The organism is Streptomyces stelliscabiei, from assembly GCF_014873495.1.
GTDB classification, from domain to species: domain Bacteria; phylum Actinomycetota; class Actinomycetes; order Streptomycetales; family Streptomycetaceae; genus Streptomyces; species Streptomyces bottropensis.
The window spans coordinates 4,584,046-4,598,302 of sequence record NZ_JADBGF010000001.1 but is presented as its reverse complement, the minus strand read 5'-3'; the positions used below and the strand labels follow the sequence as shown (position 1 = coordinate 4,598,302).

12 protein-coding genes are annotated in these 14,257 nt (G+C 70.9%); 2 read left to right on the top strand and 10 right to left on the bottom strand.

The annotated features are described in order from the left end of the window. Positions 1-150: 150 nt before the first annotated feature. From H4687_RS20165 to H4687_RS20155, 3 genes are all read right to left on the bottom strand, one after another. Positions 151-1,368 carry a L,D-transpeptidase gene (locus H4687_RS20165; RefSeq protein ID WP_046920132.1) on the bottom strand — a complete coding sequence of 406 codons (1,218 nt, stop codon included), beginning with the start codon at positions 1,366-1,368 and terminating at the stop codon, positions 151-153. 309 nt (positions 1,369-1,677) lie between these two features. Beyond that, entirely contained in the window at positions 1,678-2,709 is a 1,032-nt protein-coding gene (locus H4687_RS20160) for a P1 family peptidase (protein ID WP_046917875.1), read from the bottom strand. Next, positions 2,699-4,030: a low temperature requirement protein A gene (locus tag H4687_RS20155; RefSeq protein ID WP_046917874.1), complete on the bottom strand. Its 1,332-nt coding sequence runs from the start codon at positions 4,028-4,030 to the stop codon at positions 2,699-2,701. The genes H4687_RS20160 and H4687_RS20155 overlap by 11 nt, the downstream gene beginning before the upstream one ends. 164 nt (positions 4,031-4,194) lie before the next feature. Between H4687_RS20155 and H4687_RS20150 the strand changes: the two genes are divergently transcribed. After that, positions 4,195-4,377, top strand: a complete 183-nt coding sequence (locus H4687_RS20150) for a hypothetical protein (RefSeq protein WP_046917873.1) — start codon at positions 4,195-4,197, stop codon at positions 4,375-4,377. Between the two features lie 31 nt (positions 4,378-4,408). On the opposite strand, the gene mscL is transcribed toward H4687_RS20150, so the two are convergent. From mscL to H4687_RS20120, 6 genes are all read right to left on the bottom strand, one after another. Then, entirely contained in the window at positions 4,409-4,888 is a 480-nt protein-coding gene (gene mscL / locus H4687_RS20145) for a large conductance mechanosensitive channel protein MscL (protein ID WP_373560636.1), read from the bottom strand. Between the two features lie 99 nt (positions 4,889-4,987). Beyond that, positions 4,988-5,380, bottom strand: a complete 393-nt coding sequence (locus H4687_RS48510; RefSeq protein ID WP_046917876.1) for a hypothetical protein — start codon at positions 5,378-5,380, stop codon at positions 4,988-4,990. 494 nt (positions 5,381-5,874) lie between these two features. Next, positions 5,875-6,798: an S-methyl-5'-thioadenosine phosphorylase gene (locus tag H4687_RS20135; RefSeq protein WP_225966751.1), complete on the bottom strand. Its 924-nt coding sequence runs from the start codon at positions 6,796-6,798 to the stop codon at positions 5,875-5,877. Positions 6,799-6,886: 88 nt separating this feature from the next. After that, positions 6,887-7,228, bottom strand: a complete 342-nt coding sequence (locus tag H4687_RS20130; protein WP_078907204.1) for an FmdB family zinc ribbon protein — start codon at positions 7,226-7,228, stop codon at positions 6,887-6,889. A 70-nt stretch (positions 7,229-7,298) separates the two neighbouring features. Then, positions 7,299-8,588, bottom strand: coding sequence for an MFS transporter (locus H4687_RS20125; protein WP_046916351.1), 1,290 nt, complete (start codon positions 8,586-8,588; stop codon positions 7,299-7,301). A 266-nt stretch (positions 8,589-8,854) separates the two neighbouring features. Next, positions 8,855-10,474: a potassium/proton antiporter gene (locus tag H4687_RS20120; RefSeq protein WP_046916350.1), complete on the bottom strand. Its 1,620-nt coding sequence runs from the start codon at positions 10,472-10,474 to the stop codon at positions 8,855-8,857. A 247-nt stretch (positions 10,475-10,721) separates the two neighbouring features. Here H4687_RS20120 and H4687_RS20115 point away from each other — a divergent pair, with 247 nt between their 5' ends. Then, on the top strand, positions 10,722-13,532 hold the full coding sequence (locus H4687_RS20115) for a penicillin acylase family protein (RefSeq protein WP_046916349.1): 2,811 nt from the start codon (positions 10,722-10,724) through the stop codon (positions 13,530-13,532). A 63-nt stretch (positions 13,533-13,595) separates the two neighbouring features. Here the strand turns inward: H4687_RS20115 and H4687_RS20110 are convergent, their stop codons facing one another. Continuing rightward, a complete protein-coding gene (locus H4687_RS20110) occupies positions 13,596-14,174 on the bottom strand; it encodes a 5-formyltetrahydrofolate cyclo-ligase (protein ID WP_046916348.1) in 579 nt (192 codons plus the stop codon). Between the last annotated feature and the right edge of the window lie 83 nt (positions 14,175-14,257).

Here is a 14,257-nt window from a genome sequence, read left to right as displayed (position 1 = left end):
CCCGGCGTTGCTGCATGTCACCTTGTGGGTGCATACCGTAGCCCCTCGGTCGGACATCATGTCCGGGAACCGAGAAAACGTACGCCCGTAAAACGAGGGAGCCGCGCGGTCTGTTCCCGCGCGGCCCCACGAACTCACAGAACAGGGTGGTCAGATGCCGTCTCCGGCCGTCCACTCGCTCCACGGCATGTTCCAGCCGTTGAGGCCGTTGTCCGGCGCGACCGTCTTGTCGGGGGAGTTCTTGACGATCACCACGTCGCCGACGAGGGAGTTGTCGAAGAACCACTTGCCGAGCGTGTCGCCGTTCGCCCCCTGGGCGTCCGCGAGGCCGATACACCCGTGGCTCGTGCCCTCACGCCCGAACGGCGGGTTGCCCCGGTTGTACCAGTAGTTGCCGTGGACGAACGTGCCCGACGTGGTCAGCCGCATCGCGTTCGGCACGTCCGAGATGTCGTACTCGCCGCCGAAGCCCACCGTCGACCCGTTCATCCGCGTCTGCCGGAACTTCTCCGAGATCACCATCTGGCCGTTGTACGTCGGGTTCGCGGCGGCGCCCGCCGAGATCGGCACGGTCTTGAGCGTCTTCCCGTCCCGCTCGACCGTCATGGTCTGCGTGTTCACGTCGACCGTGGAGACCTGCGCGCGCCCGACCGTGAAGGTGACCGTCTTGTCCTGCACGCCGTAGAGGCCGTTCGCGCCCTCCACGCCGTCCAGGTCCAGCTTCATCGTGACCTTGGACCCGGCCTTCCAGTACTCCTCGGGCCGGAAGTCCAGACGCTGCGCCCCGAACCAGTGCCCGACCACCTGCTGCCCACTGCTCGACGTCACCTTGATGTGCGACTGCACGGCCTTCTTGTCCGTGATGGCCTTGTCGAAGGTGAACGACACCGGCATCCCGACCCCGACCGTGGTGCCGTTGTCCGGGGTGTACGTCCCGATGAAGCTGTTGGCCGTCGACACGGTCGTGAAGATGGAGTTCGCCGCCGCCGTCTTCCCGGCGGCGCTCTTCGCGGTCGCGGAGATCCGGTACTTCGTACCGCGCTCCAACTGCTCCTTCGGCTTCCAGGACCGCCCGTCCGCGGCTATCTCGCCCGCCACGGCCGTGCCGCCCTCGACGGCGGTCATCTTCACCTCGGTCAGCTTGCCGCCGCTGACCTTCACCCCGGTCGCGTTGATGGACGCGCCCGTCGATCCGTCCTTCGCCGAGATCGTGATCCGCGCCACCGCGTCCTCGGCCGAAGTCCCCTTGCCACCACTCTTGTTGTCGGCCTGGGCGTCTCCGCCACAGCCGGTGAGGGTCAGCGCACCGACCACCAGCACGGCACAGGTCCCCAGTGCCTGCCGTACAGCAATCTTCGGCCTTGTCACGATCTGCTCCAGGTTCTTCGCGTCCGCGTGATCCGCGTGATCTACGTGCTCCGCTCCGGTACGTGGAGAGAGAGCGAGCGGTGGCCGAGAGGGTTCCCCCTGACTCCCGCCTGACGGCATCACGTGACAGAACCGGGACAATCGCCCCCGGCGGCACCGCCGGAACGCTGGAACTACCGACCTCTCAGATCCCGTTGACCCCCATGACCCCCATGACCCCCATGACCCCCATGACCCCCATGACCCCCATGACCCCCACGAGTCCTATGGCCCCCACGACTCCCATGCCCTCCTCGCGCCCGTCACCCCTCACGTCTCTCCGTACAACTCCCCGTACGACGGCCACACACCACCCGGCCCGTCCACCGACGCGGCCGCCCGCACCGCCCGCACGATCGCCCGCGTCACCAGGTCCGCCCCCGCCGCAAGGAGTTCGTTCAGTGCGAGGGGACCGGCCTGCGGCGGCAGCGGGCGGGCGCCCGTCGCCAGGGTGAACACCGTGTCCCCGTCGTTGAGCAGATGCACGGGACGCACGGCGCGGGCGATGCCGTCGTGCGCCGTCCCGGCCAGCTTCTGGGCCTGGGCGCGGGTCAGGTCGGCGTCGGTCGCGACCACGGCCAGCGTGGTGTTCATCGGGGGAGGGGGGCTCTCCGCGGCGGCCTCGGCGATCCGGCGCCGCGCTCTGTCGTGGACCTCCGGCGCCGGATACGCCCTACGCCCCTGGAGCAGCTCCCCGTACAGCACCCCCGTCTCCGGATCCGTCACCGAGCCCGCCGCGTTGGCCACCACCAGCGCGGCCACCGTGATGCCCGACTCCAGCACGGTGCTCGCGGTGCCGATGCCGCCCTTGAGGAGCCCGACCGTCGCCCCCGTCCCGGCACCCACGCAGCCTTCCGCCACCGGGGCGCCGGGCCCGCTCGCGTCGGCCGCCTCGACCGCGGCCCGGCCGAGCGCGGCATCGGGTCTGGCTGTGAAGTCCCCGCCCCGGCCCAGGTCGAAGACACAGGCCGCCGGCACCACCGGCACCACGTGCGCCGGGTCACGGCCGACCCGCACGCCCCGCCCCCGCTCCTCCAGCCAGGCCATCACACCCGACGCCGAGTCCAGCCCGTACGCGCTGCCGCCGGTCAGGACCACCGCCTCGACCTTCTGCACCAGGTTGCGCGGGTCGAGCGCGTCCGTCTCCTTGGTGCCGGGCCCGCCCCCGCGCACGTCCACGGCCGCGACCGCGCCGCCCTCCGGGGCCAGCACGACCGTGGTCCCGGTGAGCCAGCCCCCGCCGACCCGGGTGGCGTGACCGACTCGCAGGCCGGCGACGTCGGTGAGCGCGTCAACTGCCATGGGCGTCACGGGTGTCGTGGGCCGGGCTCGTCCCGAGGTCCCTGTGGGTCTCCTCGGCACGGTGGTCGCGGGCGCTGAGTGCGACCCCGGCCGCGACCGTCACGGCGGCCACGACGCCCGCGGTCAGGACCGCCCAGTGGCCCAGGAACGTGCACACGACCACGGCCAGCGCGGAGAGCGGCAGCACGGCCTGCCGGGCCGTGCCCACCTTGTAGTGGCGGGCGTGCAGGGCCCACACGGAGAGGAGATACAGCGCCGTCGGCAGGGTCACCGCGGCGGACGCGGCCAGTGTGGAGATGTGCGCCTTGCCCACCGCCTGCTCCACCGCGACCTCCAGCCCGGCGCCGATCGCGGCCGCCGAGGCGAAGATCAGGTAGTGGCCGTAACCCCACAGGAAGCTTTCCTTGCTGGAGCGCAGATGGCCGTGGATGGGGACGGTGAAGTAGACCCACCACGCCGAGAACACGATCAGCAGGCCGCCCGACGCGATCGGCAACAGCTCGCCCAGCGCGTCCTCGTCGTCCACCGCGGACTTCACGGCGACCGTCGCCGCCAGGATCGTCTCGCCGAGCACGATGATGGTGAACAGGCCGTACCGCTCGGCGATGTGATGCGGATGCCAGGACGTCTGGAAGCCTCTCTCCGCGAACACCGGGACGGACAGTTCGGCGATCGCCATCACCAGGAACAGCCACGGCCGGGCCGGCTCCGGGAGGACCAGCAGCCCCAGCCAGCCGACCTGGCAGAGCGCCACACCAGCCGCGTACCGCAGTGCCGTGCCCCGCTCGGCGCCCGTCGCGGTCCGCGCGGCCCGCAGCCACTGCGCGGTCATCGCCAGCCGCATGATCACGTACCCGAGCACGACCAGCAGCCAGTCGTGGTCCTCGAAGGCCCGGGTGACCCCGGCGGCGAGCACCAGCACCCCGGCGATCTGGACGAGGGTCACCAGTCGGTACGGCACGTCGTCGTTGTCGTACGCCGAGGCGAACCAGGTGAAGTTCATCCAGGCCCACCAGATCGCGAAGAAGACCATCGCGTAGTTCACGATGCCCTCGGCCGCGTGGGCCTCCGCGACCGCGTGCACGAGTTGGACGCCCGCCTGGGCCACGGCGACCACGAAGCAGAGGTCGAAGAGGAGTTCCAGCGGTGAGGCGACCCGGTGTTCCTCCCCACGCCCCCGCGCGACCAGCCTGCGCACCGGGGCCCGGCCGCCGCCGGAGTGGGAGGCGGAGGCCGAGGCCCGGGGCGTGGCCGAGGCCGTGCCGGAGCCCGGGGTCGGTTCCGGACCCGAGGGGGCCGAGGGCGTGGAACTGGACGTCATGGGGCCAAGCACACCAGATAAGCCGGGGGAATTCTCGCTCGGGTGCGCACAAGTGCCCGGCGGGGCCGGGGGAGTGCGCGGACGGGCCCGGCGACCGTGTGGGTGGCCCGGGGGGAGAGGCTGCGACCGGCCGCCGACCGGGATCGGGGCCGTACCCTGGAAGCATGGCTACCGCTCCCACCCCCGAACCGCGTGACCCCAAGGCCGCGCTGGTCTTCGACGACCCGCTCAGCCGGCCGTCGTCCGACGACACCGACCACGGGTGGGGCGAGCGGCCCGGCGACGGCGGCGACAGCGCGGCCGACCTGAAGCGCTTCCTCGACGAGAAGCCGCCCCACCACCTCTGACACCGTCGGCCCAGCGCCGCGAACGCCGCCGCTAGGTGCGGTCGTGACCGGAACCGCGCTGGGCCACCAGGGCGTCGCGGATCTCCTTCAGAACCTCCAGCTCGGTCACCTCGATGACCTCGTGCGTGCCTTCCTTCGCCTTGCGGCGGGCCTCCTGGCGGGCCAGGTACTTGGCCATGGGAAGCACCATCAGGAAGTAGACGACGGCCGCGGTGATGAGGAACGTGAGCGTCGCGTTCAGCACCGTGCCCCAGAGGATCGCCACCCCGTCGGTGACCGTGCCGTCCGCCGCCACCGTGCAGGGGTCCTTCAGACACGAGCGGTACTGGTCGAGGTTCTTCGTGCCGAACGCTCCCACCAGCGGGCTGATGACGCCCTTCACCACCGAGTTGACGATGTTGGTGAAGGCCGCGCCGATGACCACGGCGACGGCCAGGTCGACCACGTTCCCCCGCATCAGGAAGGCCTTGAAGCCCTCCCAGACGCTCGGCTGCTTCTGCTTGCTCACCACGAGGCCCTTCTGCGCTGATTGTGGAACAAACGACTCCGCAACCTACGTCAGGGCCGGGCCCGGGTGTCCAGCCGGGTCCCGCCATCGTGGGACGTGACGTCACCACAGCGTCACCGCCAACCGGGACGTGGCGCCCGCGCCGGCCAGCCGGGCCGCGGTGCGGCGGGGCACGGTCAGCACGACCAGGGCTCCGCTCTCGGTGGCGTCGGCGGCCGGCACCTTGGACACACGGGCACCGCGGGCGACGATCCGCGCGGCCCCGGCGCCCGTGGCGGACTCCTCGGCCGCGATCACGTCGACGCGGTCGCCGGGGCGCAGCAGCCGTACCGTCGCGCCGTCGGCGATGCGGACCGGCGCGGTCACCGTCCCGGCGGCGGTGGGGCGCCCGGGGACCGGGTCGGCCACGGGGTGGCCCCTGACCCGTCCGGTCTCCCCCGGCCCCGCTCCCGTCACCAGCAGCGCGGCCGCGGTCACCGCCAGGCCCGCCGCCATGGCCCGTCGTCGGCAGCGGGCGAGACGGCGGAGCCGGTGCGCCCCGCCGCGCACCCGGAGCGGCGCGAAGTGCGGGACCTCGCAGGTGGGAGGGGCGTCGGTGCCGGGCGGGCCGGCGGCCCAGGAGGGAAGCCGTGCGGACGCGGGCCGGGACGTGGAAGGGGGCCGGGACGTGGAGGGGGACGTGGGTCGGGACGCGGAAGGAGGCCGGGACGTGGACGCGGAAGGGGACGCGGAAGGGGACGCGGCTCGGGACATGGAAGAGGACATGGAGACCACCACCTGCTCTGTGAGATCGGCTTGCGGTCCCACGATGAGGCTTCGCGGCCACGGCTGCTTCGGGCTGTGGACTGGCGACAGGTTGTGGATAACTCCACCGCCCGAACGAGGAATTCCGCCTGCCGTCAGCTCTCATCGCCCGCGGACAACTCCCGCCGCTCACTCCCCGGCCACTACTCCCCCGATCGGCCCGTGCCAGCGCCCGCCGGCACCGACTACGGCAGCTCGAACCCGGGATCCATCCCGCCCAGCGCCTTCGCGCACAGACAGTCGCGGCTGCCGTTCGGCGGCAGGGCGGCGACCGCGTCGAAGAGGACGCCCCGCAGCCGGTCGACGTTCGCGGCGAAGACCCGCAGAACCTCCTCGTGGGAGACGCCCTCCCCCGTTTCGGCGCCCGCGTCGAGGTCGGTGACGAGGGTCAGGGTGCTGTAGCAGAGCTCCAGTTCGCGGGCGAGGACGGCCTCGGGGTGGCCGGTCATACCGACGACGGACCAGCCCTGGGCCTGGTGCCACAGGGACTCGGCGCGGGTGGAGAAACGGGGGCCCTCGATCACCACCAGGGTGCCGCCGTCCACCGGTTCCCAGTCCCGGCCGCGCGCCGCGTCGAGGGCCGCCTCGCGGCCCACGGGGCAGTAGGGGTCGGCGAGCGAGACATGGACGACGTTGGGGATGGCCCCGCCGGGCAGCGGGAGACCGTCGAAGTAGGTCTGGGTGCGGGACTTGGTGCGGTCCACCAGCTGGTCGGGGACGAGAAGCGTGCCCGGTCCGTACTCCGGCCGCAGACCGCCCACCGCACACGGGCCGAGCACCTGGCGCGCGCCGACGGAACGCAGCGCCCACAGGTTGGCCCGGTAGTTGATGCGGTGCGGCGGCAGATGGTGCCCGCGCCCGTGGCGGGGCAGGAACGCGACCCGGCGTCCGGCGATCTCACCGAGGAAGAGGGAGTCACTGGGCGGCCCGTAGGGGGTGTCGACCTGTATCTCGGTCACGTCGTCGAGGAAGGAGTAGAACCCCGACCCCCCGATGACCCCGATCTCCGCCAGGTCCGTCCCCGCCGAGCCCGTCCCCGCCGTGCCGCCCGCTGTACCCGTCCCGCCCACCGGCCCCGCTCCGTTCGCCACGTGCTCCGTGTTCGCCATGCCCGCACCCTAACCGGGCTGGGAAAACGCCGAAGACCCCGCCGTCGCGTACGACTCGCGTACGACGGCAGGGTCCCGGACGGGAGCGCTAGGCGGCCGAGGTGCTGCTCGTGGAGGAGGAGCCCGCGGACGACGACTTCGAGTCGGAGGACGACGAAGACGAGGACGACGAGGACGACGAGGGCTTCGCGTCCGAGGACGACTTCGTCTCCGACGAGCCCTTCGACGTCGCCGGGCTGCTGCTCGACGAGGAGCCACGGCTGTCGTTCCGGTAGAAACCGGAGCCCTTGAAGACGATGCCGACCGCGGAGAACACCTTCTTGAGGCGGCCGTTGCAGGCGGGGCACTCGGTCAGGGCGTCGTCGGTGAACTTCTGCACCGCTTCGAGGCCCTCACCGCATTCGGTGCACTGGTACTGGTACGTCGGCACTGGCTCTTCCTCCTGGCACTCTCACTCGATGAGTGCTAACGACGGTCCATAGTGACCTATTCCCCCGGGATCAGTCCACTGTCACCGGCACTCGGTGACCGACGACACGCGCGACGGTACGGCTCCGGGGCCGGCCCACCAGCCGCGTACGCAGCGCGAACAGGGTGGCCAGGGCCAGTACCGTACCGGCCGCGGGGACCAGGAATCCGGCGCCGGTCCACAGCCGGTCCTCCAGTTGCCCGGCGGCCGTGACGGCGGCCGCCTGGCCGAGCGCGACCGCGCCGGTGAGCCAGGTGAAGGCCTCCGTGCGGGCGCCGGACGGGACCAGCGAGTCGACCAGCGTGTAACCGGTGATCAGTGCGGGGGCGATGCACATGCCGACCAGCAGGCCGAGCGCGGCGAGGACGAGCACCGAATCGGCGGTCCACAGGGCGGAGGCGACCACCGCGAGGGCCGTGTAGCCGACGATCAGGCGCCGCTGAGGGGCCCCCTTCCAGGCGATGGCGCCGCAGACGATGCCGGAGAGCATGTTGCCGGCGGCGAAGACGCCGTACAGGACGCCGTTCAGGCCGGGCTCGCCGATCGACTCGGAGAAGGCGGCGAGCGAGACCTGCATACCGCCGAAGACGGAGCCGATGCCCAGGAAGGTGACGATCAGGACGCGCACCCCGGGGACGGACAGGGCGGAGACGCGCTCCACGCGCGCGTGCGCCACGGAGACGACCTTGGGCTGGGTGGCGCGCTGCGCGGCGAACAACAGGCCGCCGATCAGGGTGAGCCCGGCCTCGGTGAGCAGGCCGGCGGCCGGGTGCACGGCGGTGCAGAGCGCGGTCGCGAGCAGCGGGCCGAGCACGAAGGTCAGCTCGTCGGTGACGGACTCGAAGGCGGCGGCGGTGCTCATCAGGGGCGAGTCCTGGAGCTTGACGCCCCAGCGGGCCCGCACCATGGGGCCGACCTGCGGCACCGAGGCGCCCGTCGGCACGGCGGCGACGAACAGCGCCCACAGGGGGGCGTCCATCAGGGCCAGCGCCGTGAGGGTGAGGCCGGCGGCCCCGTGGACGAGGACGCCGGGGATCAGGACGGCCCGCTGCCCGTGCCGGTCGGCGAGGCGGCCGCTGTAGGGGGCGAACAGGGCCATGGAGACACCGGTGGCGGCGGCCACCGCGCCGGCCGCCCCGTACGAGCCGGTGGTGTGCTGGACCAGCAGCACGATGGAGATGGTCAGCATGGCGAACGGCTGACGGGCCGCGAAGCCGGGGAGAAGGAACGTCCACGCGCGCGGGGTGCGCAGCAACTGCCCGTATCCCGGGCGGGACGCCTTCGGAGTGTTCGAGGTGTTCGAGGTGACCGTGGATGCCACGGCCGTGCCTTTCCGCCGCCTGGTAGCGCGCCCGTGCGGGGGGCGCCGAGAGCTGTCCTCTTGCGCTACTGCGGTAGATGCCGGAGCCCACTGCGAGGGGCGTTCCGGCCGCCATACGGTCGCGCCAGCTCTGCGTCAGGCAGAGTTGGTCCGATCAAGTGCGCCTTCATCGTACAGGGGTGATCGGCCGGGTCGCCTGTGAAAACGAGCACCATGGGCGGTCGCACCCCCGATTCCAGAGGGTGTGAACAGGACGAAACCTGCTCTTAACGACCCGCCCCACCGTTCTTCCCGTGCTTGTTCCCGTTGCCGGCGCTGTTCCCGTTGCCCGTTCCCAGCCAGTCCGCCAGCTTGCCGCCCTGGCCGACGGCCCTGAGGCGGCGTTCGGCCTGGTCGCGGACCGGGTCCGTGGCGACGACGAGCAGTTCGTCACCGCGGCGCAGGACCGTGGTCGGCAGCGGCACGAAGGAGGTGCCGTCGCGGACGACGAGGGTGACGGCGGCGCCCGGGGGGAGCCGCAGCTCGTTGACCTCGACGCCGTGCATCCGGGACTTCTCGGGGATGGCGACGGACAGCAGGTGACCGCGCAGCCGCTCCAGCGGTGCCGACTCGATGCCGAGGTCGGCGGCCTCGTCGCCGGAGCCGCCGAGGCGCAGCTTGCGGGCCAGCCAGGGCAGTGTCGGCCCCTGGACGAGGGTGTAGACCACGACCAGTACGAAGACGATGTTGAAGATCCGGCGGCTGCCCTCGATCCCGCTCACCATGGGGATCGTCGCCAGGATGATGGGCACCGCGCCGCGCAGGCCGGCCCACGACAGCAGTGTCTGCTCCCGCCACGGGACCCGGAACGGCGTCAGCGCCACGATGACGCTCAGCGGTCGCGCCACCATGGTCAGCACCAGGCCGATGACGAGCGCGGGCCAGATGTCGTCGCCCATCTCGTGCGGGGTGACGAGCAGGCCGAGCAGGACGAACATGCCGATCTGGGCGATCCAGCCGACGCCCTCGGCGAAGCCGCGCGTGGCCGGCCAGTGCGGCAGCTTGGCGTTGCCGAGCACCACGGAGGCCAGGTAGACGGCGAGGAAGCCGCTGCCGTGGGCCATGGCACCGGCCGCGTAGGCGGTGACGGCGATGGCCATGACGGCGATCGGGTAGAGGCCGGAGGCGGGCAGCGCCACATGCCGCAGGCCCCAGGAGCCCAGCCAGCCCACGGCGAGTCCGACGGCGGCGCCGATCGCCAGTTCCAGCGCTATCTCGCCGATGAGGACGTACCAGTGTTCGACCGGTCCGGCCATGGAGAGCGAGGCGACGAGGATCACGACCGGGGCGTCGTTGAAGCCGGACTCGGCCTCCAGGGTGCCCGTCACGCGCGCGGGGAGGGGGATCTTGCGCAGCACGGAGAAGACGGCCGCCGCGTCCGTGGAGGACACGACCGCGCCGATGATGAGTGACTGTCGCCACTCCAGCCCGATCAGATAGTGCGCGCCCGCGGCGGTGACGCCGACGCTCACCGCGACCCCGACCAGCGCCAGTGAGGCGGCGGCCGGCAGGGCCGGTTTGATCTCCTTCCACTTCGTGCCGAGGCCGCCCTCCGCGAGGATCACGACGAGGGCCGCGTAGCCGATGACCTGGGTCAGTTCGGCGTTGTCGAAGTGGATGTCGCCGATGCCGTCCTGGCCCATGGCGATGCCGATGCCCAGGTAGACGAGCAGGCTGGGGAGCCCGCTGCGCGACGAGATCCGGACCGCGGCGACCGCGACCAACAGGACGAGCGAGCAGACGAGCAGGAGCTGGTTGAGGTCGTGGACAGTCAGAGGGCCGTACCTTTCTCGCCGAACCGCACGTGGTTCCGGTTGGGATTGCCGAGCACTGGATGCGGGGCACACGCGCGTGGGGGCATGCCGAGCCGATCACGGAAACCGTGCGATTGCGGTTACGTCAGTGCAAGTACTTCGTTACCTTACCTAACTCTTGACGATTTCTTGACGCTTGCGGGGGCAAGATCGAACAGCCGTCCGCGCCAGTTCCCGACTCCGCGTCAAGTCGTGTCGGGCCCTGCGCCTATGGTTGCTCCAGCGTTCAGTACAAAGCACAGCCCGACCTGCCGCTCGTGTTAGGACAGCAAGGACAGCGATGCCCACCGACAATCCCGCCTCCTCCGGCCAGCAGTCCGGCAAGTCCGGCAGGAAGAAGGGACGCAAAGTCCGTCTTCTCCTGATCATCCTGGTCCTGGCCATCATCGGTGGCGTCGGCTACGGGGCGTTCTGGTCCGTCTCCACCGTGCGCGCCTCCTTCCCCCAGACCAAGGGTTCGATAACCCTGGAGGGTCTGTCGGGACCGGTCGACGTCAAGCGCGACGGTTACGGGATCCCGCAGATCTACGCCTCCTCCGACGAGGACCTGTTCATGGCGCAGGGCTACGTCCAGGCGCAGGACCGGTTCTACGAGATGGACGTGCGCCGCCACATGACGGCCGGTCGTCTCTCGGAGATGTTCGGCGAGAGCCAGGTCGACAACGACGAGTTCCTGCGCACCCTCGGCTGGCACCGGATCGCCGAGGAGGAGTACAAGAAGACGCTCTCGGCCGAGACGAGGAAGTACCTCGACGCGTACGCCAAGGGGGTCAACGCCTACCTCGCGGGCAAGGACGGGGACGAGATCTCGCTGGAGTACGCGGCCCTCGGCTTCGCCAACGACTACAGGCCCGAGGAGTGGACCCCGGTCGACTCGGTCGCCTGGCTGAAGGCGATGGCGTGGGACCTGCGCGGCAACATGCAGGACGAGATCGACCGCGCCCTGATGACCAGCCGCCTCGGCCCGAAGCAGATCGCCGACCTTTACCCGCAGTACCCGTACGACCGCAACGGGACGATCGTGCGGGAGGGCCAGTACGACGAGCTGACCAAGACCTGGTCGGACGGGTCCGGCTCGACACAGAACGCCGACGGCTCCACGCAGGGCACCGGCCAGAGCGTCGACGGCTCCACGCAGGGCACCGGCGGCACGGGGACGGGCACCGGCACCGCCGGGACCTCCACCGACTCCGGAGCCCTCCAGACCCAGCTGGACGGCCTCTACGGCGTCCTGGAGGACCTGCCCGAGGCCGTCGGCGTGAACGGCAACGGCATCGGTTCCAACTCCTGGGTCGTCTCCGGCGACCACACCATCACCGGCAAGCCGCTCCTCGCCAACGACCCGCACCTGTCGGCGGCGCTGCCCTCGGTCTGGTACCAGATGGGCCTGCACTGCAAGGCCGTCTCCGCCAAGTGCCAGTACGACGTCTCCGGCTACACCTTCTCGGGCATGCCCGGCGTGGTCATCGGCCACAACGCGGACATCGCCTGGGGCATGACCAACTCCGGCGTCGACGTCACCGACCTCTACCTGGAGAAGCTCACCGGCGACGGCTACCAGTACGGCAGCAAGGTCCTGCCCTTCGACACCCGCGAGGAGACCATCGAGGTCGCCGGCGGCACGTCCAAGAAGATCGTCGTCCGGACCACCAAGGACAACGCGCCCCTGCTGTCCGACCGCAGCAGCGAACTGGTCCAGGTCGGCAAGAAGGCCACGGTCGGCCAGGACGCCCCCGACCGAGGCGACGGCTACGGCATCGCCCTGCGCTGGACCGCGCTCGACCCCGGCACCACCATGGACGCCGTCTTCGCCATGAACAAGGCCAAGGGCTGGGACGACTTCCGTGCGGCCGCCGCCCTGTTCGACGTCCCCTCGCAGAACCTGATCTACGCCGACACCGAGGGCCACATCGGCTACCAGCTGCCCGGCAAGATCCCCACGCGGGGCAAGGGCGACGGTTCGATCCCGGCGCCCGGCTGGGACGCCAGGTACCGCTGGACCGGGTACATCGACCAGGACGAACTGCCCTACGAGTACGACCCGGAGCGCGGCTACATCGTCACCGCGAACCAGGCCGTCGTCGACAAGAAGTACCCGTACACGCTCACCACGGACTGGGGCTACGGCACGCGCGCGCAGCGGATCACCAGTCTCATCGAGTCGAAGATCAAGGGTGGCGGCAAGATCTCCACCGACGACATGCGGCAGATGCAGATGGACAACAGCAGCGAGATCGCCAAGCTGCTGGTGCCGCTGCTGCTCAAGATCGACGTGAACGACCCGCACGTCCGCGAGGCGCAGAAGCTCCTGGAGGGCTGGGACTACACCCAGGACGCCGACTCGGCGGCCGCCGCGTACTTCAACTCGGTCTGGCGCAACATCCTCAAGCTCGCCTTCGGCAACAAGCTGCCCAAGGAACTGCGCGTCGAGGGCCAGTGCCTGTCGGTCGAGCCGGTCGACGCCACCGGCCCCGCCGACGAGGACCGGCGGGTGCGCGAGTGCGGCAGGCGTGACACGGACCAGGCGCAGCCGGACGGCGGCGACCGCTGGTTCGAGGTGGTCCGCAAGATCATCGACGACCAGGACAACGACTGGTGGTCGACGCCGAAGACCCGCACCGAGGAGGCCGCCGACACCCGCGACGAGCTGTTCAAGCGGGCCATGCGTGACGCCCGTTGGGAGCTCACCGCCAAGCTCGGCAAGGACATCGACACCTGGAGCTGGGGCCGGCTGCACCGGCTGTTCCTGAAGAACCAGACCCTCGGCGCCGAGGGCCCCGGTTTCCTCAAGTACATGCTCAACCGCGGCCCCTGGAAGCTCGGCGGCGGCGAGGCCACGGTCAACGCCACCGGCTGGAACGCGGCGGGCGGCTACGAGGTCGTGTGGGTGCCCTCGATGCGCATGGTGGTGAACCTCGGGGACCTCGACAAGTCCAAGTGGATCAACCTCACCGGCGCCTCCGGGCACGCGTACAACGCGCACTACACCGACCAGACCGACAAGTGGGCCAAGGGTGAGCTGCTGGCATGGTCGTTCTCGGACAAGGCGGTCGAGGGCGGCACGAGCGACACGCTGCTGCTGAAACCGTGACGTCCTCCTGAACGCCGGAAGCGGCCCTCCACGCACGCGTGGGGGGCCGCCTCCGTGTCCGGGTCACCGGAACCGTCGTACTCCCGCCGGGGTCACCACCGCGTGCACCGGGCGGTCGTGCGGCTCCTCGGGGAGCCGGTCCACGATCTCCGTGTCGTACAGGAGCACCACCAGCGCCGGGTCGGCGCCCGCGCGTTCCAGGCGGGCCAGCACGCGGTCGTACGAGCCTCCGCCCCGCCCCAGCCGCATCCCGCGCGTGTCGACCGCCAGGCCCGGCAGCAGGACGGCGTCGGCGGTGGTCACGGCCTCCGGGCCGAGGCGCTCGCCGACGGGTTCGAGGAGCGCCATGCGCCCGCCCCCGTGCCGCACGCGCGCGAGGGAGGCCTCTCCCTCATAGGGGCCCCAGTCGAGGTCGTTGTCGGGGAGCAGGACCGGGAGCAGGACGCGCACGCCCCGGGCGCGGAGCGCGTCGAGGAGCGCGAGCGTGCCCGGTTCACTCCCCACGGCGACATACGCCGCGACCGTCCGCGCGTGCGCCAGTTCGGGCAGACCGAGGGCCCGCTCCGCAAGGGCGCCCGTCGTGTTCCGGACGTCATCCGGCGTCAACCCGTTCCTCACCAGGAGGAGCTCTCGTCGCAACATTCGCTTGGAAAGCTCCGGTTCAGGTCCCATCCGGCTCACAGGTAGCTCCAGTATTCTTCGTAATCGGCTCATATGAGAACGAA

Coding starts and splice junctions, on each gene's coding strand:
- H4687_RS20135 (WP_225966751.1), bottom strand. CDS start 6,798: ATGGCGAACACGGAGCACGTGGCGAACGGAGCGGGGCCGGTGGGCGGG.
- H4687_RS20160 (WP_046917875.1), bottom strand. CDS start 2,709: ATGGCAGTTGACGCGCTCACCGACGTCGCCGGCCTGCGAGTCGGTCAC.
- H4687_RS20110 (WP_046916348.1), bottom strand. CDS start 14,174: ATGTTGCGACGAGAGCTCCTCCTGGTGAGGAACGGGTTGACGCCGGAT.
- H4687_RS48510 (WP_046917876.1), bottom strand. CDS start 5,380: ATGGCGGCGGGCCTGGCGGTGACCGCGGCCGCGCTGCTGGTGACGGGA.
- H4687_RS20155 (WP_046917874.1), bottom strand. CDS start 4,030: ATGACGTCCAGTTCCACGCCCTCGGCCCCCTCGGGTCCGGAACCGACC.
- H4687_RS20115 (WP_046916349.1), top strand. CDS start 10,722: ATGCCCACCGACAATCCCGCCTCCTCCGGCCAGCAGTCCGGCAAGTCC.
- H4687_RS20150 (WP_046917873.1), top strand. CDS start 4,195: ATGGCTACCGCTCCCACCCCCGAACCGCGTGACCCCAAGGCCGCGCTG.